Origin of the sequence: Arthrobacter cheniae (assembly GCF_003602275.1) — a bacterium.
In the GTDB taxonomy this organism is placed as follows: Bacteria; Actinomycetota; Actinomycetes; order Actinomycetales; family Micrococcaceae; genus Arthrobacter_D; species Arthrobacter_D cheniae.
Map to the genome: position 1 here is coordinate 75481 of NZ_QZVT01000008.1, position 23631 is coordinate 99111.

At 65.7% G+C, this 23631-nt stretch carries 27 protein-coding genes; 13 read left to right on the top strand and 14 right to left on the bottom strand.

From position 1 onward, the window contains the following. Window positions 1-8 precede the first annotated feature (8 nt). Entirely contained in the window at window positions 9-2051 is a 2043-nt protein-coding gene (locus D6T63_RS14655; RefSeq protein ID WP_182977025.1) for a putative bifunctional diguanylate cyclase/phosphodiesterase, read from the bottom strand. A 347-nt stretch (window positions 2052-2398) separates the two neighbouring features. On the opposite strand from D6T63_RS14655, the gene D6T63_RS14660 reads away from it, so the two are divergent. The 5 genes from D6T63_RS14660 (at window position 2399) to D6T63_RS14680 (ending at window position 5685) form a co-directional block, all read left to right on the top strand. Further along, window positions 2399-3070 carry a PAS and ANTAR domain-containing protein gene (locus D6T63_RS14660; RefSeq protein WP_120149804.1) on the top strand — a complete coding sequence of 224 codons (672 nt, stop codon included), beginning with the start codon at window positions 2399-2401 and terminating at the stop codon, window positions 3068-3070. A 65-nt stretch (window positions 3071-3135) separates the two neighbouring features. Continuing rightward, complete coding sequence (locus tag D6T63_RS14665; protein WP_182977026.1) at window positions 3136-3849, top strand: GAF and ANTAR domain-containing protein; 714 nt, start codon at window positions 3136-3138, stop codon at window positions 3847-3849. Beyond that, a complete protein-coding gene (locus D6T63_RS14670) occupies window positions 3846-4121 on the top strand; it encodes a hypothetical protein (protein WP_120149806.1) in 276 nt (91 codons plus the stop codon). Before D6T63_RS14665 ends, D6T63_RS14670 begins: the two co-directional genes overlap by 4 nt. A gap of 140 nt (window positions 4122-4261) precedes the next feature. Then, on the top strand, window positions 4262-4963 hold the full coding sequence (locus D6T63_RS14675) for an ANTAR domain-containing response regulator (RefSeq protein ID WP_182977027.1): 702 nt from the start codon (window positions 4262-4264) through the stop codon (window positions 4961-4963). 128 nt (window positions 4964-5091) lie between these two features. Further along, window positions 5092-5685, top strand: a complete 594-nt coding sequence (locus D6T63_RS14680; RefSeq protein WP_120149808.1) for an LURP-one-related/scramblase family protein — start codon at window positions 5092-5094, stop codon at window positions 5683-5685. 85 nt (window positions 5686-5770) lie between these two features. Here the strand turns inward: D6T63_RS14680 and D6T63_RS14685 are convergent, their stop codons facing one another. The 5 genes from D6T63_RS14685 to D6T63_RS14705 all read right to left on the bottom strand — a co-directional run bounded on the left by D6T63_RS14685 (window position 5771) and on the right by D6T63_RS14705 (window position 9969). Further along, a complete protein-coding gene (locus D6T63_RS14685; RefSeq protein WP_120149809.1) occupies window positions 5771-6427 on the bottom strand; it encodes a hypothetical protein in 657 nt (218 codons plus the stop codon). Window positions 6428-6623: 196 nt separating this feature from the next. Beyond that, the gene (locus D6T63_RS14690; protein WP_120149810.1) at window positions 6624-7652 is read right to left on the bottom strand and encodes a hydroxyacid dehydrogenase; all 1029 of its coding nucleotides are present in this window, start codon (window positions 7650-7652) and stop codon (window positions 6624-6626) included. A gap of 31 nt (window positions 7653-7683) precedes the next feature. After that, window positions 7684-8325, bottom strand: coding sequence for an HAD family hydrolase (locus D6T63_RS14695; protein WP_120149811.1), 642 nt, complete (start codon window positions 8323-8325; stop codon window positions 7684-7686). A 197-nt stretch (window positions 8326-8522) separates the two neighbouring features. Continuing rightward, window positions 8523-9404 (bottom strand): DUF4031 domain-containing protein, encoded by an 882-nt coding sequence (locus tag D6T63_RS14700; protein ID WP_120149812.1) that lies wholly within the window; start codon window positions 9402-9404, stop codon window positions 8523-8525. Window positions 9405-9414: 10 nt separating this feature from the next. Then, window positions 9415-9969 carry a dihydrofolate reductase family protein gene (locus D6T63_RS14705; RefSeq protein ID WP_120149813.1) on the bottom strand — a complete coding sequence of 185 codons (555 nt, stop codon included), beginning with the start codon at window positions 9967-9969 and terminating at the stop codon, window positions 9415-9417. Window positions 9970-10101: 132 nt separating this feature from the next. Here D6T63_RS14705 and D6T63_RS14710 point away from each other — a divergent pair, with 132 nt between their 5' ends. Then, a complete protein-coding gene (locus tag D6T63_RS14710) occupies window positions 10102-11151 on the top strand; it encodes a sigma-70 family RNA polymerase sigma factor (protein ID WP_120149814.1) in 1050 nt (349 codons plus the stop codon). Window positions 11152-11201: 50 nt separating this feature from the next. Beyond that, window positions 11202-11534, top strand: coding sequence for a histone-like nucleoid-structuring protein Lsr2 (locus D6T63_RS14715; RefSeq protein WP_120149815.1), 333 nt, complete (start codon window positions 11202-11204; stop codon window positions 11532-11534). 17 nt (window positions 11535-11551) lie between these two features. Here D6T63_RS14715 and D6T63_RS14720 read toward each other — a convergent pair whose 3' ends face one another. Continuing rightward, the gene (locus D6T63_RS14720) at window positions 11552-11902 is read right to left on the bottom strand and encodes a hypothetical protein (RefSeq protein WP_120149816.1); all 351 of its coding nucleotides are present in this window, start codon (window positions 11900-11902) and stop codon (window positions 11552-11554) included. Between the two features lie 327 nt (window positions 11903-12229). Here D6T63_RS14720 and D6T63_RS14725 point away from each other — a divergent pair, with 327 nt between their 5' ends. The 3 genes from D6T63_RS14725 (at window position 12230) to D6T63_RS14735 (ending at window position 15098) form a co-directional block, all read left to right on the top strand. After that, window positions 12230-13324 carry a WD40/YVTN/BNR-like repeat-containing protein gene (locus D6T63_RS14725; protein ID WP_120149817.1) on the top strand — a complete coding sequence of 365 codons (1095 nt, stop codon included), beginning with the start codon at window positions 12230-12232 and terminating at the stop codon, window positions 13322-13324. Between the two features lie 13 nt (window positions 13325-13337). After that, entirely contained in the window at window positions 13338-13640 is a 303-nt protein-coding gene (locus D6T63_RS14730) for a MoaD/ThiS family protein (RefSeq protein ID WP_120149818.1), read from the top strand. A 171-nt stretch (window positions 13641-13811) separates the two neighbouring features. Then, complete coding sequence (locus D6T63_RS14735; RefSeq protein ID WP_120149819.1) at window positions 13812-15098, top strand: ammonium transporter; 1287 nt, start codon at window positions 13812-13814, stop codon at window positions 15096-15098. Between the two features lie 207 nt (window positions 15099-15305). On the opposite strand, the gene D6T63_RS14740 is transcribed toward D6T63_RS14735, so the two are convergent. The 7 genes from D6T63_RS14740 to D6T63_RS14770 all read right to left on the bottom strand — a co-directional run bounded on the left by D6T63_RS14740 (window position 15306) and on the right by D6T63_RS14770 (window position 21186). Next, complete coding sequence (locus D6T63_RS14740) at window positions 15306-15680, bottom strand: GNAT family N-acetyltransferase (RefSeq protein WP_147394388.1); 375 nt, start codon at window positions 15678-15680, stop codon at window positions 15306-15308. A 129-nt stretch (window positions 15681-15809) separates the two neighbouring features. Continuing rightward, complete coding sequence (locus tag D6T63_RS14745) at window positions 15810-17453, bottom strand: 5-oxoprolinase subunit B/C family protein (protein WP_182977028.1); 1644 nt, start codon at window positions 17451-17453, stop codon at window positions 15810-15812. Continuing rightward, the gene (locus tag D6T63_RS14750) at window positions 17440-18195 is read right to left on the bottom strand and encodes a LamB/YcsF family protein (protein ID WP_407923754.1); all 756 of its coding nucleotides are present in this window, start codon (window positions 18193-18195) and stop codon (window positions 17440-17442) included. Before D6T63_RS14750 ends, D6T63_RS14745 begins: the two co-directional genes overlap by 14 nt. Window positions 18196-18296: 101 nt before the next feature. Then, window positions 18297-18545, bottom strand: coding sequence for a CDGSH iron-sulfur domain-containing protein (locus D6T63_RS14755; protein WP_120149822.1), 249 nt, complete (start codon window positions 18543-18545; stop codon window positions 18297-18299). 8 nt (window positions 18546-18553) lie between these two features. Continuing rightward, on the bottom strand, window positions 18554-19588 hold the full coding sequence (locus D6T63_RS14760) for an iron-containing redox enzyme family protein (RefSeq protein ID WP_120149823.1): 1035 nt from the start codon (window positions 19586-19588) through the stop codon (window positions 18554-18556). 227 nt (window positions 19589-19815) lie between these two features. Next, window positions 19816-20271 carry a DUF4383 domain-containing protein gene (locus tag D6T63_RS14765; protein ID WP_120149824.1) on the bottom strand — a complete coding sequence of 152 codons (456 nt, stop codon included), beginning with the start codon at window positions 20269-20271 and terminating at the stop codon, window positions 19816-19818. 33 nt (window positions 20272-20304) lie between these two features. Next, complete coding sequence (locus D6T63_RS14770) at window positions 20305-21186, bottom strand: manganese catalase family protein (RefSeq protein WP_120149825.1); 882 nt, start codon at window positions 21184-21186, stop codon at window positions 20305-20307. 284 nt (window positions 21187-21470) lie between these two features. Here D6T63_RS14770 and D6T63_RS14775 point away from each other — a divergent pair, with 284 nt between their 5' ends. From D6T63_RS14775 to D6T63_RS14785, 3 genes are read left to right on the top strand one after another with little or no spacing between them, the layout of a single operon-like run. Next, a complete protein-coding gene (locus D6T63_RS14775) occupies window positions 21471-22343 on the top strand; it encodes a hypothetical protein (protein ID WP_120149826.1) in 873 nt (290 codons plus the stop codon). After that, complete coding sequence (locus D6T63_RS14780; protein WP_120149827.1) at window positions 22343-22795, top strand: phage holin family protein; 453 nt, start codon at window positions 22343-22345, stop codon at window positions 22793-22795. The genes D6T63_RS14775 and D6T63_RS14780 overlap by 1 nt, the downstream gene beginning before the upstream one ends. Next, the gene (locus D6T63_RS14785; protein WP_120149828.1) at window positions 22792-23508 is read left to right on the top strand and encodes a DUF3618 domain-containing protein; all 717 of its coding nucleotides are present in this window, start codon (window positions 22792-22794) and stop codon (window positions 23506-23508) included. The genes D6T63_RS14780 and D6T63_RS14785 overlap by 4 nt, the downstream gene beginning before the upstream one ends. Window positions 23509-23631: the final 123 nt, after the last annotated feature.

A 23631-nucleotide genomic window follows, 5' to 3' on the forward strand; every position in this document is an offset into this window, starting at 1 on the left:
CAGTTCTCCTACCGGGACTCGAGGTGGGCTTCCTGCTGGGAGTTCTGCGGCCCAGGTGCGTGGATCTGTTCTGTGAGCCATTGGATGAGGTACTGGCTGGAGGCGGGGTGCATCTGTTGTGCTGAGTGTTGCAGCGCATGCCATGGCTCGGCCTCGCTTGTCGTACCGATCGACCTCACGAATCGTGTGAGCGGGCAGTGCTCGAGCTCCAGGGGGTGCGGGGCGGCCAACCGCGCGAACTGCCAGTGGTAGGCGAGGGCACCTAACGGTGTTCGTATCGAAGACCGATGCAGATTCGGGTCGAACGAGTCCGCCCACCGTCCACAGTCTTCCAGGTCCATCGGCTTTGCGAAGTAGTAGCCCTGGCCCAGTGGGGCGCCGAGGATGGTCGCGGCCTCGGTCAGACTTTCATCCTCGAGCCCCTCGATCACGACGGTCATCTCCAGGTCCCTGCCCATCTGGATAAGGGTCGCCATGACGCTCAGCGTCTCCAGAGGCCTGTCGTACACATGCATGAACAGGCCACGATCGAGTTTGATGGCGCTGAAGGGGAACGACGACAGTCGTTGCAGGCTGCTGTATCCGGACCCGAGGTCGTCCATGGCGAGACGGACGCCGAGGCCGGCTAGCTCCTGCAGCGCTGCCCGCTGCGTCTCAAGGACCATTGTCTGCGATTCCAGGAGTTCCAGCCCGAGCCTGCCCGGCTCGATGCCATGGGTATGGAGCATGCGCCCGACCAGTGCGGGTAGTGTGCGGTCGTGCAGGATTTCAGGGGGCAGATTCACTGCCACGTTGGGAGGCACGCCTGCCCGGTCCCAGCCGGCTATGAGGCCCAATGCCCGATCGAGGACATGATCGAAGAGGACGCGCAGGTTCTCGGTGCTGAGATGGGACAGGAACTCGTCCGGGAAGGCGATGCGCCCCCCGGGTAACTCCAGACGCGCCAGGGCCTCGAACAGTGCGATCGACCCGTCGCGTAGATCCACGATGGGCTGGAAGTGGACCAGGATATTCCCGCTCCTCAGGGCGCTCCGGTACATCCCCGCATCACGACTTCCAACGGCGTCTGCGGTGGTGCTGTCCAGGAGGGATTGGGATTGGGCGTAGGCGGCGGTCTCCCACCAGGACACGCCGTCGTTCCGCCGTCCCTTCGCCAGGTACAGCGCTTCGTCAGTGCTGCGAAGGATCGATCGGCTGTCCGTGCCGTCCTCGGGCACGAGGGCGATCCCCATGCTCATACCGATGCGAACCTGGCGACCGTCCACCGTGAAGGGCTCCTCAACGGTCTCATGCAGACGGTTCAGGATTCCCGGGAGATCCTCATCCGACGTAGCCCTGGCGATGTTGCCCAGGATCAGGAGGAACTCGTCCCCTCCCATCCGGGCCAGCACATCCCCTTCCCGCAGGCGCGCCAGGACACGGGTTGCCCACTGCTGCAGCACCACATCACCCGCTGCATGACCCAGCGTGTTGTTCACGATGCGGAAGTCATCGAGATCGATCAGACCGACCGCGACCGTCAGATCCGTCTCCGGCGAGCGTTGCACGGCTTCCTCCACCGCACGCTCGGCCGCGATCCGGTTCGGAAGCCCGGTTACATGGTCGTGGACGGCCTGGGCCTCCAACTGCTTCAGCAACGCAACCCTGTTGCTGATGTCACGTTGGACGCTCACATAATGGGTGACCTCGAGGCTGTCCCCGACCCGCATCGGAACGATCTTCAGCGCGGCCCAGAAGGCGGAGCCGTCCTTGCGATAATTGAGGATCTCCCCCTCGAACACCTCACCTGCGGCCAGGACCTCCCTCATCTGATGTGGCGTGCCGGCATCGGTACCGGGTCCCTGCAGGAGACGACAATTGCGGCCCACCATGTCCGCCGGCTCATACCCCGTCATCGCCGTGAAGGACGACGATACGAACGTCACCGCCTGATCAGCATCGGTGATCAACGCGATATCAGCGATTGCCGTCCGGGCCTCCGCAAGCACAGCAGGCCATTCGCCTCGACCATCGATCTCGCCACGCCGGCCGTCGCGGTCTTCCACCAGCATGCTGGTCGCGCCCCTTCCTGCATGCCCGACAGGAGGGTGTTGCAGCGGGTCCGGACCAGTCATGTGCTCATTCCTTCGGTGCCGTCAGTGAGGTCGTGGAGTTCGAGTCGAGTTTGTCACTACCACCCACGAATATTCTTCCCGACGAAAACTAAGGAACCGTTAGCATTCGGCGAGGAGAGACCAAGGATTGGGGTAGTCCCTTCAACCATGCAGAACAGGTTGTCCGGGTGCGGCTGAATCGGTGTCCTGCGGATTTTGGAGGGTCTGTGGCGGTTTGTTATCCTCATGTCTTGGATTTCCGGTCAAGTAGCTGGCCTGGTCGAGTTCGTCGGACGGTTACTGGCATGTCTCTGCCTTCTGCATTATCAACGCCCTCGGTGGACACCACTGGCGTTCACACGAGTATCGAATCCTTCATCGACTGCCCCACGGGCACTGTCGAGCACTACTTCGACTCCCCGGTGTTCCACTGGTCCGATGAGCTGTACCGCATCCACGGGTACGCGCGGGGCGACGTCGTTCCGACCCTCGACCTGGGTTTCTCCCATATCTATCCCGAGGACCGGGATGCCGCGAAGGCTTTCTGGGAGGCCCTGACATCGACGGGGGGCCCCCTCTCGATCTATCTATCCCTGCGCGACGCTGATGGTGGCACGCGCAAGGTCCTGATCTCCGGGGATTTCATCCGACCGAATGAGGACCCGGTCGGCGTGTGGGCGCTGGTCGCGGATCTCACTCGCTCCATCCATGTGGAAACCCGTGCGATCGCCAACCAGGCTGTCGCCGCGTCAGCGTTGAGCCGCGCCGTGATCGAGCAGGCAAAAGGCATCCTCATGGGTCGCGCCGGCCTCGACGCGACGGAAGCCTTCGAACGGATCAGCCAGCGCAGCCAGACCACGAACCGGAAGGTCGTCGTCGTCTCCCAGGAAATCATCGACCGCGCCCGCCAGCTCAGCGAGGACAGCGACCGTCCGCACCGCACCCGCGCCCTGCTGGAACTCTTCGACAATTCCTGACCGGCACGAACTTCCAGCCCCGTTCAACTACTCACCGAAAGATCCTCATGGACGACTCTTCCCCCTTGAATGAACTAGCGCCCCTCATCGGGCGTGCCAAAGGACTTTTCCTCACGGAACAAACCGCCCAGCAGGCTGTGTCTGCCCTGGCAGCCGCAGCCAAGGAAGCAATCCCCCATGCCCTCGGTGCCGGCGTGAGCCTCATCAAGGGCAACCAACCGACCAGCGTCGGTGCGACGGACAACTTCGTCCTTCGCGCCGATGACCTTCAGTACGAGCTGGGCAATGGGCCGTGCCTGTCCGCGTGGTCCGAAGGCAGGGCCACCTATGTCGAGGACACCGAATCCGACCAGCATTGGCCGCGCTGGAGCTCGGAAGCAGCAAGAACCGGAGTGCGCTCCTGCTTCAGCGTTCCGCTGGAGAATGGGGCACACGGAATCGGCGCAATGAAGATCTACGCTGCAGCCCCTCACGCCTTCACCGTCCAGGATCAGAAGGTGCTGGCTCACCTCGCCCTGTCGGCTGCGGTCCTGCTGGGACATATCCAGGCCAGCGACACCCCCCAGCGCATCAGCGAAACGGCGAAGGAAACCCTGCGAATACGAGACGTGGTTGCTGCCGCCCGCGGCATCATCATGGAACGGCACGACCTTCCCGAGGAAGAAGCCCTGAGCCATCTCCTCAACGAGGCCGGCAACAAGGGCGTGACCCTTCACGAGCACGCACAATCCGTGCTCCGACGCGACACCCGCCCGGACACCCTCACCGCAGCACCGTGAATCACCGGGACTCAACCGCATCGATCGAGGACGCCCAGCGCCGCCAGATCGGGCGTGCGATGACACGAGCGGGCTTGAGCCTGCCGGACGTGTGGCTGCGGTACTTCTCCATCACCGGCATCGGCGACGAATACGACATCGACGCCTACCTCCACCAGATGTTCGACCTACCTGCCATCGAATGCGACAAGCTTGCTCACGCCATCAACGAACTGATCGACGAGATCCCGCCGGCAACTCGGGCACCCTACCGCCGCGACCTCCACACCTGAACCCAACGCGCACGAACACCAGGACGACGGCCGCAACGAGGGTTGCATGCGAGCATCGATCCATGCGCGCAGGCAACCTCTCGGGAATTCTTGGTGCACACGCATGCGGGTCGTTGCTAGTGTCTGAGTGGGACGACGTTATGACGCCAGCGCAGTCCAACATGTCCCGATCGGAATTTACCGTGCATCATCATGACGACACTTCAGCAGTAGCCGGCCTTGACACCGTCCCCGGCACCGACGGATTCGGGAACTGCCCGACCGGGAGCTTCCGCTTCTACCTGTCCACCTGTGAGCTGCACTGGTCCGACGACATCTACCAGATCCATAGCTACCGGCGTGGTGGCAGCGACCCGACCTCCGAACCCCTCCGAGGCTCCGTCCTTCCCGGACGACGCAACGAAGGACATGCATTTCGGGAAGACGTCACGACCCTCGGCGGACCACTGTCTGTCTATCTCACCCTCCGCAGCACCGGGGGCTCCCTCCGTCAGGTCCTCATCACCGGTGACACCATCGAGGAGAACGACACCGTGATCGGGGTCTCCGGACTCCTCTTCGATCTGACCGCCCTCCTCCACGGTGATTCCCACAGGCTCACGCGCGAGGCCGTCGCCGGGTCCGCGAGGGAGCGCGGTGTCATCGAACAGGCCAAAGGCATTCTCATGGGACAGACCGGAATCAACGCTGATGACGCCTTCCGCCTCATCAGCCAGCGCAGTCAGAAAACGCACCGCAGGGTCAATGAGGTAGCCCAGGCGATCATCGACCAGGCTTCCCACACGAATGTGCAGGACACGCACTCCCTCTTCGCCGCACGCACTATTCTCGACTCCTTCTAGGAGCGACCTGACGGTTCGGCACCTGCCCGGACCGCGATCGGCGCGCTGCGAGGTTCCCACCGGCCAGGTTCGGGGAGGAGAGTTGCCCCGGACGGCGGAGCGCCGTATCGAACGAAGACAGGATGGCTATGGAACTGGCATACGGCGTCGAACGCTTCACGGTGGCGCAGAAGATCACGATGATGGTGAACCGCTACGAGATCAGGGCAGTGAACGACAACGGCACTCCCGGTGAGCTGCTGGCTTTCGCGCAGCAGAAGCGCGCCGCCTTCCGGGAGCAGGTCACGTTCTACCGTGACGAGTCGCGGGGAACGGCCCTGTTCTCCTTCAAGGCCCGGCAAAGGCTCGACGTCGGTGCTACCTACGATGTGATGGACGCGACGGGGCAGCCCATCGGCAGCTTCCGCAAGGATTTCAGACCCTCGATCCTACGATCGACGTGGCACCTCGAGGCCGCGGGGATCCAGGCGAGAGGAAGCGAAAGAAGTGCCGGAGTAGCCGTCGCACGGCGGATCTGGGAGATGCTGCCCGTCCTGGAAGCCATTCCTTCACCGTTCCTTTTCCACTTCGACTTCACTGACCAGGCCGGACAGACGGTGATGACATCTGAACGCGGACGATCGCTCCGGGACAGGTACGTGGTCACTGTCCCCGGCGCACGACTCGACGGACGGGTTGCAGCGGCGATGGCCGTTGCGCTCGACGCCCTGCAGTCCCGGTAGGGCTGTCAGGCGTGACTCGCCCGGCTACGTTCGCCGGCGTGGGCTAAAAGCGCACCGAAGACGTCGGCGTGTCATGGCCTGTCGCTCAGGCTGACCTCAGGGCGGACAGCACGACGACGACGTCGGGGCCGTACTCGGCGTCCATGTGAGCCTGGATGGAACCGTCGTCGTACACGACCGTGACCGTGACAAACCCGCTTCGCACACCCGAAGCGACCAGCTGTTCGCCGACACCGATCTCCTGCAGGATCCGGTCGAGGTCCTGCCGGCCTGTGCTCCCCTGCCGGCCGGCGAGCGGATCCTCGAGGGGCACGGTGTCGTAGAGGGCTAAGGGAATCGGCACCCCGGTCCGTGTGAACACCGTGCCGTTCCAGGTACCGGTGGCCGCGTACGCACCCCAGGTCACATCCGAGGCCGTCTCCGACTGCTGCGCCTGCGCCCAGTCCCAGTCCGCGATCTCGGGTCCCGTGCACTGCGGTGGATACGATTCCGCGATGCCGCCGAGGCAGAACTGGGGTGCTGCCCCGCCCACCTGGAGGACGGTGCCCTGACCGATCATCACACCGTCTGCAGCGGGAGCAGAGAACTCCCCGGCAGGAGCTGCGGGTGTCTGGCTAGGGCTGGCGGCGGGTGACACACCCGGTGTCGCGTCCGGTTCACCGCCGGGATCGCCCGGAGTCGCGCAGGCGGCCAGGAGCACTGCGGTGAGGGCCACGATGCCTACGCGTGTCGACCAGGTCATGTCCCCATGATCGGCTGCCGGCGGTCAGGTAGCCATGGCACGGCCCGGAACAACGCTCAATCGTGATCACGGGCGCGTCGCCCGCCTCGTCCAACCGCCTGCCATGGGACGCGGGAAGGGCTCCGACGTCGCCCGCCAGCTCCTGGAACCTCCGCAGCTGGGAACCTTAAGCTGACCGTTCTTCCTGCTGACGGCGTCAGGTCACCGGCTTGTTCCGGTAGCGACCAACCAGTTCAGGAGCTGCTGCCTGGAGGCGCACCGGCGCGAGTCCCCGGGCCATGAGCGTCAGATCGTCAACCACCATCTCACCGATTGAATGGAATGCCTGGGTAATCCCTCCTGCCCTGTGGGGAGAGAGCACCACATTGGGGAGTCCCCGGAACGGGCTGTCGTGGGGGACGGGTTCGAGGGGCCAGACGTCGATGGCGGCGAGGAATCGACCGGCCACAAGCCGATCGAGCAGGGCATCGTAGTCGACGACCGCCGCCCGACTGACGAGAACCAACCGCGCGCCCTGCTGCAGGAGATCCAGCGCGGGACCGTCGAGGAGGTGGGCGCTGTCCGCGGTGGCGGTAGCCAAGACGTAGACGAACTGGCTCGAGGACAGTGTCTCCTCGAGGCCGGCCGCTATCCCACCGGTATCCTCGATCACGGCCGGCGGCAACCACGGGTCGTAGATGCGGACCGTGTTGTGGAAGGGCTGCAGCAGGCGGTGCAGGCTTCGTCCCAGGTTCCCGTACCCGAGAATCCCGACGGTCGCCCGATGCAGGAGTACCGCATCAGTATTCGACTCGCTGACGTACTTCTCGGATCCGGCGCGCATCGCCCCATCCTGATTGCTGATTCCCCGCGCGAGATCGATGGCCAATCCCAGCGAGTACTCGGCAACGGCCTGGGAGTAGGCCGACCCGCACCCCAAGACCCGGACGCCTCGGGAGAATGCGGCGGCGTAATCGACGTTGGGGAAGAAGTTGCCCTCGACGTTGATGAGCGCTTTCAGCTTCCTCGCCTTGGCCAGCCTCTCCGCGCCGAGGTCTGGTTGCCCGATGATCGCGAAGGCTTCCGGTAGGTGTCGGTCGAACATCTCATCCCCAGGGGTATCTTCCAGGTCGACCACGGTGAACAGCTCGTGGAGTGCTGCCAACGCCTGGGGGGTGAAGATGCGATCACGCCTCTGTGGTGCCGGCCGAAGGAGCACAACAGGTTTTGCAGTGGAGGTGTTCATCGCGTCCTCGTTCAGTACGGGTCGGATTGGCCTACAGGTGGGTGACGAGGTCCGCATCGAGCGCGGCTCGCGGGTTGTGGGAGTGTCGTACTCCCACCGTGAAGGCACCGAGTTCCTTGCCCAGCCTCAGATAGGCGTCGCTGTCTTCGAGGACGACGGCCGGGGCGACGCAGTGGGCGCGGAACAGCGCCTCCTTGTCGCGGCCTGGGGTCCGCCGAGCGACCTCTACGAAGGACTCGAGACTCCAGTTCGCAAGCAGAGCCGCGATCAGGTCGGGATCCCCGTTGGAAACGACGATCTGTCGGGAAGCCACAGGGGCGAGTGCCGGCATCAGATCGGCCGCCAGCCACGACGGCTCGAGGCTGCCCAAAGCGATGTGCGCGACGACATCCCCCCGCTCACGGTGCAGCGCGGGTATCTCGGCCACCGCGGCTGGGAACCCCTGACCGATGACACGCTCCCAGATCCACTGCTCGGTGTGTCCTACGAGATCATCGAAGAAACCATCGTCGAATACGTAACCCCGCCGGGACGCAAGCTCCTGATAGCTGGCCTCGTGCAACGGCTCCGTGTGACCGACCACCCCGTCGAAGTCCCAGATGATCCGCGCCCCCGCTGCTTCGGGAACCAATCGTCGGGTCAGGCCCGCTGCGTCTTCCTCGTCATCGAGCATGGTCAGCCTTTCGTGGTGTCAGAACCACACCGCCCTCATGGTCGGTCTCAGGCCATCCTAGGACGCGTCGAGCCGTCATCGGCATCAGCTCGGGTGGCATCGCTGCCGGCATCGCGGAGCACGACATCGAGACGTCAAGGGAGCGGGGCGGGCAGGGGCGGACGCCGCACTGGGTGTCGACTCCCTGTGCATCGGCATCAGCCGAGCGTATCGAGTTCACGCGCGAGGTTGTCGAGTGCCCGGCCGGTCCAGCGTTCCTGCGCCGCCGCGGTGCGGAAGAGAGGATCGAGCGTCAGGAGGTGGTGCAACACTGCGCGTCTGCCCGTGATGAATGCAGCAACAGGAATATGGGCATATTCCTCCCGGATGGCAGCGGTGTAGCGCCCGTACTCGGCCTCGCTGCCGGCGAGCACGGAGAGATCCGCGTCGCACAGGAGCTGCCCGGCACGGTCCTCCCCAGCAGGATCATGTCCCGCCGTGAGCAGCACCAGCCGCTCGACTTCGCGCACTGCCGACCCGGACAACCGGCCGTTCAGCCGATCGGCGGCGAGGGCGGCAGATGCGCTTTCATCCTCTCCCGCCGTACCTTCGTAGACGGCGTCGTGGAACCACGCGGCGAGGATCACAGCCTGCCGCAGTGGCGCGTCCGCCGGTACCAGCAGGAGGTCGAGGGCCTCCAGGACCGCGAGGAGGTGCGTCTGCGTGTGATAGCGCCGGTGCGGCTCGCTCCACCGGTCCAGGAGCTCCGCGCCGAGCTGCGGATGCTCCGGGAGGACGGAGTCCCAGCGGGATGCCAGTACCGCGCGCAGCTTCGGCCCCCGCCGTCGTGCCGGGACCCGCAGTCCGCTCGCGATCAGGGACCGGACGAGCTCGCTACCACTGACCTCCACGGCCCCCCGCTCCACCAGGTCCCGGTAGCGCCGCGCCGGCACGTCATAGTGGTCCTCGTCGAAGGCACGGGGCGGGATGCCTGCGGCCTCGGCGAACATGTGCAATTCCGCGAGCGACGACGTCGACACCAGGTGCGAGAAGACCGTTCCGTGCGCAGGCCAGGACGGGGGATCGATCAGGACTGCCATGACCAGAAGTCTAGGCGCGGCTCCGGAGACCGTAGGAAGCAAGGACATTCCCCTTGCTCGTGGTGGTGACCTCCTGCAAGTGCAGCTTCGTGACGGGATCGGCGGGTTCGAAGAGGTGACGTCCCGCGCCGGCGACCACCGGGTGGATCATGAGCATCAGCGAGTCGAGCAGGTCCGCGAACAGGAGCTGGCGGACCAGGGAGATGCTGGCGCAGATCGCGATGTCCCCGCCGTCCGTCTGCTTGAGCGTCCGCACGAACTCCTCGAGGGGTGCGTCCATGAGGGATGCATTGGTCCAGCCGAGCTCACCGCTCAGGGTGCGCGATGCAACGAACTTCCGGACGGGGTTGATGAAGCCACCGAACGGGTCGGAGGCGTCGGCGGCAGGCCAGGACTCTGCCCACTCCTCATAGCCGCGTCGACCCAGGAGAACGGTGTCCACCCGGCTGATCATGGCGCCCATGCCCGCGCCGAGTTCGGCGTCGAAGCTGTCGAACTGCCACAGATGGGGTGACTCGACCACTCCATCCACGGAAGAGAAGAAGCCTGCTGTGAGTCTGCGCATGGAGTTCTCCAGGTGTTCATCGATCGCTGTTGTCCCCAGTAGACGGCACGGACGCCCTGAAATCATCGATCCTCGGCAAAGTTTCTGGGCGGACTCCTCCCGCACTGCTTCCGGCCTCGCTACGCTCGAGGCATGCAGCCCGCCAGCGCCACGACTCGCGAGAAGACACCGCCTGGATCCGACCATGACCAGATGCCGGACACGGCCCCGTTCGAGCAGCTCCTGGAAGCCTCCCGACGCGAACTGACCGGCTACTGCTACAGGATGCTCGGGGCGGCGTCGGAGGCCGAGGACGCCGTCCAGGAAACCATGATCAAGGCGTGGTCGGCACGGGAGACTTTTGCCGGGCAGTCCTCACTCCGCACCTGGCTGTTCCGCATAGCGCACAACGTGTGCGTGGATATGCTCCGCAGCCCGCAGCGCCGTGCCCGGCCCATGGACCTCGGGCCCTCGACCCGGACGGCGGCCGCCGTGTTGGGCGCCCCGCTCACGGAGGCCACCTTCGTGCAGCCCATCCCCGATGACCGGGTCATCGACACCTCGGGCGATCCCGCCGTCGTCGCCGAAGCCCGTGACACTATTCGCCTGGCCTTTATCGCTGCCCTGCAGTACCTGCCGCCGTTGCAGCGAAGCGCCCTGATCCTCTGCGAAGTGCTGCGCTGGTCCGCGGCGGAGGTCGCCACCCTGCTCGAGGTGACGACGGCTTCGATCAACAGCGCCCTGCAGCGGGCACGCAGGACGATGGCAGGCCACCAGCCCAGTGCCCACATGCCCCTCGAGGATCCTGCCCACAAGGACCTGCTGGCCCGGTACATGCGGGCTTTCGAGGCCTATGACATGGAGGTCCTCGTTTCGCTGCTGCGCGACGACGTCGTCCTCTCCATGCCGCCCTTCGACCTCTGGCTCAGCGGTCCGGCCGATGTGCGCGCCTGGTTCGTCGGCGAGGGCAGCGTGTGCGAGGGTGGGCGGCTCATACCCATCGACGTCAACGGTTCCGGCGGCTTCGCGAACTACCATCTCGTCGAGCCCGGCCTGTGGAAGCCCTTCGCCCTCCAGGTCATCGAGACCGACGGCGAGCACATCGTCGGCCACCACAACTTCCTGTACCCCGACATGTTCGAGGCGTTCGGGCTGCCGATCGTCATCGACGAGCGAAGGACCATCGACGCCTCCGCGGGCTAGGTTCTGTTCGCGGTAATGATTGCCCCATCCGAACACCACAGGAGAACGTGATGGCCCAGCGTGTACAGGTACAACTGGTGGACGACCTCGACGGCGAAGAAGCCACGGAGACCGTGAGGTTCTCGCTCGACGGCACGGACTACGAGATCGACCTCACGCAGAAGAATGCGGACTCGTTGCGGAGCGCCCTGGCCGAATACGTGGACAAGGGTCGAAAGGGCGGTTCCGGGCAACCGTCCGCGAACACGAAGGCCCCGTCGTCCCGCTCCAAGCGCGAGGACACCCAGCAGATCCGCCAGTGGGCCCAGGACAACGGCCGCAACCCGAGCTCCCGCGGCCGGATCACCCAGTCCATCATCGATGCCTACAACGAAAGCCGCTGAGACCTCCCGCGGTTCGCTCAGTAGATGGGCAACCGAGGTACTGCCGCGCGATGATCGTCGACGGCCTTGTCCCGCGCCCATGCCTCAGCGGCCACGGGGCTCTCGAAATAGCGTGTCTCGGACAGCGCCTGGTCCAGGAAGGCGGCAATCACCTGGTCGACAGGGCCCTTGCCGACGAACGCGACGCGGGATGACAGGAAAGAGTCGAGGATGACGGACCGCGCGTCCGCTGCGATGCCCACCATGCCCTGCAGGTGGGTCACGAGCGGAAGCAGGTACCCCTCCGAGACATCCCGGATCACGGCGTAGGCAGCCATCACGTCGGCCAGATCGAGGAGCGAGCCCGGCGCCCACCAGAGCACGAGCAAGCCGGGACGGGTCTGGATACAGTACTTCCCGGCGCAGTGCGAACACGCAGAGGGTGCGGCGAAGGATGGACGTAGTGACGTGGGACAGAGCCGCGGCGGCGCCGCGTTTCCAAGGACGATCTGACTCACACGGTGCCTCCAGGTGTGGTGGATCCGCGCTCCAGCAACCGGATGATTCAACTCTCACACAGCGAAACCGCCGGCTGGGCGAATACGGACAGAAGCGGGTAGTCGGCCCTGTACAAAACGAGTGGCGAGTGGCATCGTCCCAAGTGACCGCATCGTAGTAACGGCTCGCCGGCCGCTCCGGCACCAACGGGGGCAGTCATGTCAGCAGCAGGTAAAACACTTCTCGCCATCGGCACCAAGAAGGGACTGTGGCTCGCCTCGAGCACGGACCGCGAGACCTGGACGGTGTCCGAACCGATGTTCCTGATGGAGGAGATCCCGAGTGTCGGCATCGACACCCGGGGCGGGCGCACCCGTCTCTTCGCGGGACGCATGTCGTGGCACTTCGGGCCCTGCATAGCCCACTCGGACGATCTCGGCGAGACCTGGACGGAGCCCCAGGAGGGCAGCATCCGCTTCGGTGCGGACGACGGCGCCACCCTCGAGCGCATCTGGCAGATCCACCCCGACTCCGAGAACCGTCCAGGCGTCGTCTGGGCCGGGTGCCAGCCCATCTCGGTCTGGAAGTCCACGGACCACGGGGAGACGTTCGAACTCAACCGCGGCCTCTGGGACCACCCCCACCGGAGCGAATGGGGCGCAGGCTTCGGCGGCGCAGCCGCGCACACCGTCCTTCCCAGTCCGGCGGACGACACCCTCCATGTCGCCATGAGCACAGGTGGGGTGTACCGGTCCGACGACGGGGGCACCTCCTGGCAGCCCCGTAACAGTGGCATCAGCGCTTACTTCATGCCCGACCCGAACCCGGAGTTCGGCCAGTGTGTGCACAAGGTGGCCCGGGACGCCGTCGACCCCGACCGCCTCTTCGCCCAGAACCACCACGGTGTCTACGCGACCACGGACAGGGGTGACTCCTGGCAGTCCATCGCAGAGGGCCTTCCGGCGGACTTCGGCTTCGTGATGCTTTCCCACCCGCACCGCAGTGGCACCGCTTGGGTCATCCCGCTCAAGGCCGACGGCGAGCGCATTCCACCGGACGGTCACCTGATGGTGCATCGCACGGACGACGGCGGAGCCACCTGGCAGGCAAGCAACGCCGGCCTGCCGCAGGCCGACTACAACGCGGTGCTGCGCGACGCAGCGTGCGTGGATTCCGCCGAGACCCCGGGCGTCTACTTCGGGACCCGAGGCGGTAGCGTCTACGCCAGTGCGGACGAGGGCCGCACGTTCCGGGAGGTCGCGAGCCACCTGCCCGACGTCCTGTCGGTCCGTGCCGCGGTCGTCCCCGCCTGAACGGCCGTCCGCGATGATCGAAGCAACCACGAGGACCGTGACCGTTCTGATCCCTACGCTCCTTCGCCCGTACATCGACGGTCGTAGCGAGGTCAGCATGACCGTGCCTGATCATGGCGACGTGGCAGCGCTGCTGGACGGCCTCGGTGCCGGACGGCCCCTCCTGGATCAGCGGATCCGCGAGGAGACCGGAGCCCTGCGCCGGTACGTGAATATCTACGTGGACGGCGAGGACGTGCGCCGCCTCGAGGGGCTTGCAACAGCGGTGCCTGCGGGAGCCACCGTCATGATCATCCAGTCTGTTGCCGGCGGCTAGGGTCCGAACAAGGCGTAACACAAAGTTAACGACACCCGCCGGATGCGGAAACGTGCCGCTGTCTACCATTGCTCAGCGCTGCGTGCCCTCCCGGTTCCTTACACATCCCCGTTCGAGTCCGGGCCCAGCCCCCTCCGGCACGCGGAAGCGCCATCACGGAAATGGACTCCCATGGATTCTGGAAACGTCGCTTGGATTCTTGCCAGCGCCGCGCTCGTCTGTCTGATGATCCCGGCCCTGGCCCTGTTCTACGGAGGAATGGTCGGCTCGCGCCGCATCCTCAACATGATGATGATGTGCTTCGGCGGCGCCAGCCTCGTCGCGGTGCTGTGGGCCCTGTTCGGATACTCGATGGCCTTCGGCAACTCGGTGGGCGGTCTCGGGCTGGTGGGTAACGTCGCCGAGTACGCGGGCCTGGGGCAGTTGCTCGCCGAGGACCCTACAGCCTCCATCCCTCCCATCCTGTTCGCCGCCTTCCAGCTGTTCTTCGCCTGCGTCACGACGGCGCTGGTGGCAGGTGCCGCCGCCGGGCGCATGAAGTTCGGTGCCTGGATGATCTTCGCGGGTGTCTGGGCCACCCTGGTGTACTTCCCGATCGCCCACTGGGTCTTCGCGTTCAGCTCTGAAGATGGGAGCGTGGTGGGTGGCTGGATTGCCAACAACCTCGGTGCGATCGACTACGCCGGCGGGCTCGCCGTCCACATGAACGCAGGCATCGCAGCGCTTGCACTGTCCCTCGTCCTCGGCCGCAGCCACGGTTGGCCGAAGGTCGATCATGCCAAGCCGCACAGCAGGCCTCTCGTCCTCGTCGGTGCCGGGCTCCTGTGGGTCGGCTGGTTCGGCTTCAACGCAGGGTCCGCTCTCTCCGCCGGACAGTCCGCGTCGGTGGTCTTCCTCAACACTGCCATCGCAGCTTCGGCGGGCCTGCTCGCCTGGGCCCTGGTGGAGCGGGTCCGCAACGGAGCCGCGACGAGCATGGGTGCTGCCTCCGGCCTGATCTCCGCTCTCGTCGCGATCACTCCTGCGTGTGGAGCCGTCAGTCCGATGGGCGCCCTCGCTATCGGCGCGATCGCCGGAGCCGTCTGCTCCCTCGCTATCGAGCTCAAGTTCAGGTTGGGATTCGACGACTCGCTCGACGTCGTCGGCGTCCACCTGATCGGCGGCATCCTGGGCACCCTGCTCATCGGCTTCTTCGCCACCGAGGACGCCCCCAACGGCGTCTCGGGCCTTTTCTACGGCGGGGGCTTCGAGCTGCTGGGCATCCAGGCACTGGCAACCATCGCGGTGCTGGTCTACTCCTTCGTGGTCACCTGGGTGATTGCTCAGGCCATCCAGCGCACCGTCGGCCTCAGGATCGAGCAGGAGGACGAGCTGCGCGGCATAGACATCGCCACCCACTCCGAGTTCGCGTACCTGACGGACGAAGATCCTGTGGACCTCGGCGCGCCGCGCAAGTAGGAAGCGCACACGTAGGACCTCGCACGTACAAGGGAACGGGCGTCACCGGTCGTGGTGGCGCCCGTTCCCATGTAAGTGCTCACCTGTTCGTGGTCGGGACATACCCGTGGATGGGACAGGGCGCACTGTCGGCGTGTGCCGGGAGCGCCCTATCGGCGGGTTGGAGAAACCGTCCGCCTACGCGCTGAAGGACCGTCGAGGGGGCGGTCAGAGCCGCAGGGCATCGAGTTCGGCGAGGGCGCCGTCAGGGCCGACCGTCGCGATGCCGTGCACACGCGCCCATGAGGTCAGCTCCTCGGTGATAGCCCTGGAAATGCCTGACCACCTTGCATAGGGCAGCACGTAGATGTAGTCGAGGTCTGCCCGTCCGGGATCCAGCAGTCGGAGGCCCCCGCACCCCACCGGCTGTCCCGTCGCCAACTCATAGGCGATAAGGAAGACGGCTATGCCGGATCCATCATCGTCCGTCATGGTGAGGGCGGCCGGTGCCCGGCCCCGGTCGGTCTCGGCGCGCAGCGCTTCCCGCAGCCCCATGGCTACGGGGTTGGTCCAGGGGACCTGTCTGACTCTCAACGTCTGCACGGCAGCCTCCTGTGGACAGGGTGTGCTTCCCTACGCTACGGAGCTGCGGTTTCGGCAGCATTTCCGTGCGCGAAAATCCGTGTGCACGAGTTCCCACCGTGGCGCCGGCCTCGACTACTACCCGACCACTCAGGCGCCGGCGATCGGCCGCCGGGGGATAATCTGGAACCGCACTGATGACCCCGGGGCAAGTTGCGCCGCCCGGTCGAGATCCGCCGAGACGACGACCGCGATGACCGGGTACCCGCCCGTCACCGGGTGGTCGGCGAGGAACAGCAGGGGAAGGCCCGATGGCGGAACCTGCAGGGCTCCCCGCACGGTGCCTTCACTCGGGAGTTCTCCCTTCCTCGTCCGCACCAGCGCCGGCCCCTCGAGCCGCAGACCGATCCTGTTCGACTGTGGTGTCACCCACCATGGTGTGGCGCACAGGCGGTCGAGTGCCTCGTCGTCGAACCAGTCGTCCCGTGGCCCCGGAACCACGCGGAGCACTTCCGGGGCCAGCACCGGTCGCGGTACCTCGGGATGACCGACCGTCGAACCCGGCACCGGATCCCCGACGGCGAGCTGCAAACCCCTGGCGAGTGCGGGTGGCCCGAGCCCGGACATCGAATCGGTGGAGCGGCTCCCCAGCACTTCTTCGACCACGATGCCTCCCCGGACCGATGTATAGGCTCGGAGGCCTGATGCCGGCGGCGACTGCAACAGCACTTCTCCATTCCGCAGCAGGAAGGGTGAGCACAGGGCGGGCTCGCGCTCGCGCCCGTCCGGCATGACGATGGTGAGGCCGACGTCGGCACCGGTCACGGCCAGCACCTGGTCCTCCCTCGCCTCGACTGCCAATCCCCCATTGAGGCTCTCAATGGCCGCCGAATCCAGCCCATTACCCACCAGCCTGTTCGCTTGTCGCAGCGCGGCTCGGTCCAGTCCGCCCGCCCCGGCGACCCCGAGGGCCATCAGACCGATCCTGCCGAGATCCTGGATCGTGCTGTAGAGGCCGGGGTCGACGACGGTGAGCCCCGCGGCGCCGGGCCCGGTCGACACACCGGATCCATCGGTGACGACGGCTGCGCCCGGAAGCGCTGCCGAGCCCTCGGTTCCTGGCGACGGGTGAAGCTCGACGAGCTCGCGTACGGCCGTGAACTGCACGCGATTGCCGGGCTTGATGAGGGCGGGCTCCTTCCGGTGCGTGTCCCACAGGACGGCGTTCGTCCTGCCGATAAGCTGCCAGCCTCCGGGTGAATCCCTCGGATACACCGCAGAGAACGTCCCGGCGAGCGCTACCGATCCGGCAGGCACGACGGTCCGTGGTGAATCGCGTCGGGATACTTCGAGCCGCGGATCACCCCCGGTGAGGTAGGCGAAGCCGGGCGCGAAGCCTCCGAAGGCAGCGACCCAGGGGATCGAGGTGTGGGCCGCGACGACGGCCGCCTCGCTGAGGCCGGTCCGGGCAGCGACATCGGCGAGATCGGCGCCGTCGTACTGGACCTCGATGGTGACCAGGGCGTCGTCCCGGTCGGCCGGGACGGACGGGTCGATCAGCCGGAGCCGTGCCGCGAGGGCGCCGACCTGGTGTGCTCCCTCCAGCAGGACGAGGAGGGTGCATGCGGCGGCGACCACGTCCACCTGGCCCTCGACGGGGTGCGCGAGCAGGTGCGCCTGGACACTGAGCACCTCGGGCAGGCCGGGCAACTCGATGAGCAGCCCGCGATCGCCTGCAGGCCGAAGGGTCATGCCTGCGTGGTCTGTGCGGCCGAAGCCGTCAGGCGAAGGCATCGATGTCCACGCCCGCGGCGGTCAGGGCCTTGCGCACTGCTGCGGCCATTGCAACTGCACCGGGAGTGTCACCATGCACGCAGATGCTCTCGGCGTTGATTCCGATGCGTGACCCGTCGATCGCGAGGACCTCACCGTCGGTCGCTATTCGCAGGACATGATCGACGACGTCGGACTCGCTGTGCAGTACAGACCCCGCTTCGCGCCGGGAGACGAGGGCGCCGTCGGGCTGGTACGCGCGATCCGCGAAGGCCTCGACGACCGTGCGCAACCCGGCCGAACGCGCCTCGGCTTCGATCACGGTGTTCGGCAGCACCAGCAGCGGAAGTGCGTCATCGATTTCACGGACAGCCTGAACCACCGCACGGGCCTGGAGTTCGTGGACGGCGATGGTGTTGTAGAGGGCGCCGTGGGGCTTGACGTACCTGACCGTTGTCCCGGCCGCGCGGGCGAGCGCCTGCAGGGCCCCGATCTGGTAGACGACGTCATTGGTCAGTTCCGCAGGCTCGACGTCGATGAACCGCCGCCCGAACCCGGCGAGGTCCCGGTATCCGGGGTGCGCGCCGACGCTGACACCGGCGGCCGCGGCCGCTGCACAGGTGGCACGGATGCCGGTAGCATCACCGGCGTGGAAGCCGCAGGCCACGTTCGCACTCGACACGGACTCGATGATGCGCGCGTCATCACCGAACGTCCAGTTGCCGAAGGATTCCCCGACGTCGCTGTTCAGGTCGATTGCCACTGGCAGCCTTCGTCTCGGATTCCAGTCATGGTCAAGTCAAACATGCCCTCCGGCAGCGCCAGGAGAAGGCTTCCACCCGGAGCCCCGTGGAGACACGGGCTTCAGGGCTCGGACCGGAAGCCGGTCAGCTTGTGCGAGCCGTCGCAGTAGGGCTTCAGCACGGACGCTCCGCACCGGCAGAGTGCTACGGTCCGGCGGGTCCGGGGCAGTTCCTCGCCGTCGGCGCCGACCAGTTCGAAATCGCCGCGGATGAGCAGTGGCCCATTGGGACAGGCGACGATGGACACCGGGGCGGCGTTGCCGGAATTCAGTGACCGCTCGGGCACGGGGACCGGTGCCTTCGGCGTCATGTCCGCAGTCACGACGCCATCGCAGCCGAGGGTCGCAAGGACGAGCGGCCACTCTCCCAGGCCTCCATGATGTGGATCGTCATCCGGGTGTCGATGGCGAGTCCGGCGGCAGCGCCGAACAGCACGTCCTGCAGGAGGCCTGGATCGGACTCGACCAGGCCGCCCGCCATGTCCCGGCCGGCGATCTGCTCGTGGACGGCATCCGCTTCGACGTGCTCGTCGAAGTACTCCGTCGCGCCCTCCCCGTACCCGTGGCGCTTGAATCCGCGTGAGTACAGGCGATTGGGCTGGGAAGAGGTCATCTCGTACGCGGCGAGATGCCCGACCGCCGCTCCCCGCAGCCTGCGGTTCAGCCCGAAGAGTGACATCACATTGTTCGTGGCCAGCGTGATCGCAGGCGCGGCGTCCAGATAGGCGCCGTACGTGTCATCCATACCGAGCTCTCGCATGGTGCGGGCAAAGAGGGCGGAGTGCATGCGGGCCGGAAGACCGTTGCCGTACTCGTCCGCCTGGATCTCCACCAAGGCCGCCTTCGCACGGCCGGACAACCTCGGGATGGCGAACGTGTGCGGGTCCGCCTCCTTGAGCTGGAAGATGGACTTGTGCACGGCGAACTCGTGCAACTGGTCATCCGTGGCGGACTTCGCCACGAAGCGGGACATGCTGGGCCCCGAGTCCGCACCCGTCATGCGGAAGAGCTCCGCACACACGGCCTCACTCGTGGTGCCGGGCAGGTCGCCGAGGATCACCTCGTCGCGGACCCTGCGCTCGAATGCCTTCTCGATCTGCTGTCGCACGCGCAGCAGATCCGGATTCCATTCCCAGTCGTCGCCGGCTTCATCGATGCCGCTGTAGTGCAGCTCGTACAGACAGAAGAGCGCGAGCTGCAGGTCGTCGTCATACAGGATGTCCGGTACAGCGGCCACGGCTTCCTCGACGAGCGTGGCCAATCGGGCGAGGGAGTCCTGTCCGGCGTCGACCGTTCCGGTGATGGTGTTCAGGACAAGGGTGCTGATCTCTCCGCGCGGGGAGGGTTGCTTCATCAAAGGCCTCTTCTGTCGACGTGCGTACGCGCTGGGTGCGGCAGTAATGCTAAGCGTACTTTGCTTCTATCGGTGGGAAGTGCTCCTCGCTCGTGCACCCGGCACCTCGGGGCCGGGTTGCACCACGGCCCGGATGGACACGACGACGCCGGACCGCCGGTTCTCGGGGGAACCTGCCGATCCGGCGTCGTTTCCAGTGTTCTTCGCTGGGCCGGGAACGCTTTGTACTAGGCCCGGCGCGTGGTGTCCCGCTTGCGGCTCAGGGCCAGCGCTAGAGCGATCATGGCCACAGCAAGGAAGAGGTGGAGCCAGTTGTCCGCGCTGTTCACAGGCACGAAGTTGGCCGCGGAGTCCTGGCCGATGACGAGCCCGTAGATCCACAGGATGGCATAGATGATGCCGCCACCGAGGAGGTAGTTGCGGGCCCCCGATACCGTCTTCGCCATCGCGAGACCCGCGACACCGAAGAGGAGGTGCACGATGTTGTGGAGGATCGAGACCTGGAAGATGCCGAGCAGCATCGCCTGCGACTCGTGGCCGGCGAACATCATCGTGTTGTAGTTGGAGGTGATCCCCGGGATGAATCCGAGGATTCCGACCAGCAGGAAGACGGCGCCCATTGCCTGCGCAGCCCGCTGCAGGGTGGTCCGGCCGTTATCCGTGCGGTTATTCGTACTTGTCATGACGATCTCCTTCTCTTCGGATAGTGCGAACAGTTATTCGCGGTTGAGTTTGTCCTGGACGGTGCCGGCCATCTTCTCCACGGTGTTCGGGATCTCGGTGGTGCCGTAGAAGCGCGCATCCGGGTGGGTGGGCGGAGGCATGGGGGCCGACGTCGTCGGACCCTCGTGGTAGGTGAACTCACCCTTGCCGTCCGGCGTCGGACCCGAGGCCCAGCTGCCCTCGGACGCCGTCTTGCCATCCGAGAAGTTCAGGTATTGGTAGGACACCTCACGGGCTTCCTTCTTGATCGGGAAGTTGCTGGGCACCGGAAGCTCCTCCATCTTGGATTCCTGCAGCTCCCTGGCAGCGGCGATCCACTGGTTCTGGTGCATGGTGTCGCGCGCCAGGAGGAAGGAGAGCATATCCCTCACGCCATGATCGTCCGTCATGTGGTACAGGCGGGCTACCTGGAGCCGCCCCTGCATCTCCGCGTTGGCATTTGCGGTGAAGTCCGCGAGCAGATTTCCGCTCGCCGTGATGTAGCTTCCCTGCCAGGGGTTGCCATTGCTGTCCGCGGCACGTGCCCCCGCTCCAGCCACGATGGCCTGCTGCATATCGGTTCCCCCGATGACCGCTGCGACCGCTGGATCGGCCTGGATGGAGTCCTCCGTTATACCCAGGGGTGCCTTCTCGAGGAGCTGCGCGATCATCGTCGCAAGCATCTCGACGTGGCCCATCTCCTCCGCACCGATGCCGAAAAGCAGGTCACGGTACTTGCCGGGGATGTGGGCGTTCCAGGCTTGGAAGCTGTACTGCAGCGCCACGGTGATCTCGCCGTACTGGCCGCCGAGCACCTCCTGGAGCTTACGAGCGTAGACGGCGTCGGGCTTGTCCGGGTTGGCCTTGTACTGGAGTTCCTGTTTGTGGAAAAACACGGGGTGGTTTCCTCCCAACGTCAGGTCCCCTAGGGGTTGGTCCGCCCCTTCTGGAAGCGGCCGCGGAGGGGTCCTCTTGATTCCACGCTAGCCATGCAACTAGGATTTTCGGTAGATAGTAAGCGTACTTATTTAGAAGTTGCGGTTTCTCGACAAAGAGCTTGCATGGTTGATGGTAAGCATGCTTAGCTTCAGTGACACGTCCAGCACGAGATGCCGGACCATCGCATCGAGAACACGATGGAGCGTCCGCTTTAACGGCAATATCAACGTAAGGAATCACCATGACTACGCAGAATTGGCCGCAGGATCCCCTGGTTCCCTCCACGACCGGCAACGAGGCGTCCACCTCTGACCTCGGAGCCCACCAGCTCGGCACCTCGGATCTCACCGGCGGCACTACCGGCTCGAACGACTCGAAGACCTCCGTCGCGAAGGACCAGGCCAAGCAGGTAGGCCAGGACGGCAAGGAAGCAGCGAAGAACGTGGCCGGCACCGCCGCGTCCGAGGCGAAGAACGTCGCCGGCACAGCCGCATCCGAGGCGAAGAATGTCGCCGCCGAGGCGGGTTCGCAGGCCAAGAATCTCCTGGGCACGGTCACCTCCGAGGTCAAGAACCAGGCAGGCACGCAGCAGCAGAAGATCACCGAAGGTATTCGCGGCATCTCCGACGAGCTCAAGTCGATGGCCGAGAAGTCGGACAATCACATGGTGTCCAACATCGTTCAGCAGGCATCGCAGCGCACCGGCTCCGCAGCCAGCTGGCTCGAAGGCCGCGACGCCACCGACATCCTTGAGGACGTCAAGGCTTTCGCCCGGCGCAAGCCCGGCGCGTTCCTCGCAATCGCAGCCGGTTCCGGGCTCCTCGTCGGACGTCTGACCCGCGGAATGACGGGCAACCGCGACTCGAACACGACGTCGAGCGGCCAGAACGCCTCGTCTACCGGCACCAGCACTGCAGGCACGTACGGCGGCTACACCGAGGTCGGCTCCGACAGCTACAGCGGAGTTCCCGCCACGGGTGGTTTCGGTGAGACCCGCGGTCAGCACGTGGCCGGCTCGAATCCGGCCTTCGTCGACCCCACGGACGACTACCCGACCATCCCGCCGGGCACCCCTCCCGTAGGGACCCTTCCGAATGACGGGAGCCTGCGCTGATGAGTGAGGCATACACCAGCGGCGCGCATCAGGCCGCCGCCCCCCTGCCGACCGAGGCCGAGCAGCGCTCGGCCGACGCCACGGTCGGCGAACTGCTCGGGGAGGTGACGAAGAACCTCTCGAAGCTGATGCGGCAGGAAGTCGCGCTGGCGAAAGCCGAAGCCACGGAGTCCGCGAAGGTAGCCGGAAAGGGTGCCGGCATGTTCGCCGGAGCTGCGATCGGTGGTCACTTCGTCCTCCTGTTCCTCTCCCTCGCCCTCATGTGGGGACTCGACGCACTCATGCCGATCGGCTGGGCCGCCGTCATCGTCGCCGTCATCTGGGGCATCATCGCCGCAGTGCTGGCAGCCAAGGGCAAGAAGGAAATGCAGCAGGTCAAGGGCCTCCCCCAAACCGCGGAGACCGTCAAAGAGATCCCACCGACACTGAAACCAGGTGAGCAGACACGATGAGCCAGACGCCAGAAGAAATCCGCGCAGATATCGAACGTACCCGCATGGAGTTGGGCACCGACGTCGACGCAGTGGCAGACAAGGTCAACCCTGCCAACATCGCACACCGACAGACCGAGAAGGTCAAGAACAGCTTCAGTAACGTCAGGGAGACCGTCATGGGCAAGGCCGAGGACGTCAAGGATTCCGTACTCGGCAAGGCCGAGGACGTGAAGGACACGGTTGCGGACAAGGCCGGGCATGCCAAGGGCAAGGCCGGAAGCGGCCTGGGCAATGCCCACTCAGCCACCGGAACCGCGAAGGACAAGCTGCACAGCGCCGGCCAGGCCGCCCAGGGCGCACCTCACCAGCTCAGCAGCAAGGCCGCGGGCAACCCGCTCGCTGCCGGCCTGATCGCCTTCGGCGCCGGCCTTCTCGTCGCCAGCATCATCCCGGCGACTCAGAAGGAGCAGCAGGCCGCTTCGCAGCTCAAGGAGCAGGTCGCTCCCTTGAAGGAAAAGGTCACCGAGGCAGCCAAGCAGGTCGTCGCGGAGGTCAAGGAGCCTGCCCAGGAGGCCGTGCAGTCCGTCAAGGAGTCGGCCACCGATTCGGTCCAGACGGTGAAGGGCGAGGGGCAGCACGCCGCTGGTCAGGTCAAGGACCAGGGCCAGCAGGCTGCAAGTGATGTCAAGGGCAGCGCCCAGGGCGCGAAGTCCAGCGTCCAGCAGAGCTGATATACGTTCCAGAGCTCACGAGGGAGGCCGTCGGATTCGTCCGGCGACCTCCCTCGGCTTTTTGTCCTGAATCCCACCGAACATTCCACCGAGAATCCCACCGAGGCGTCCGTAGACGCTGAC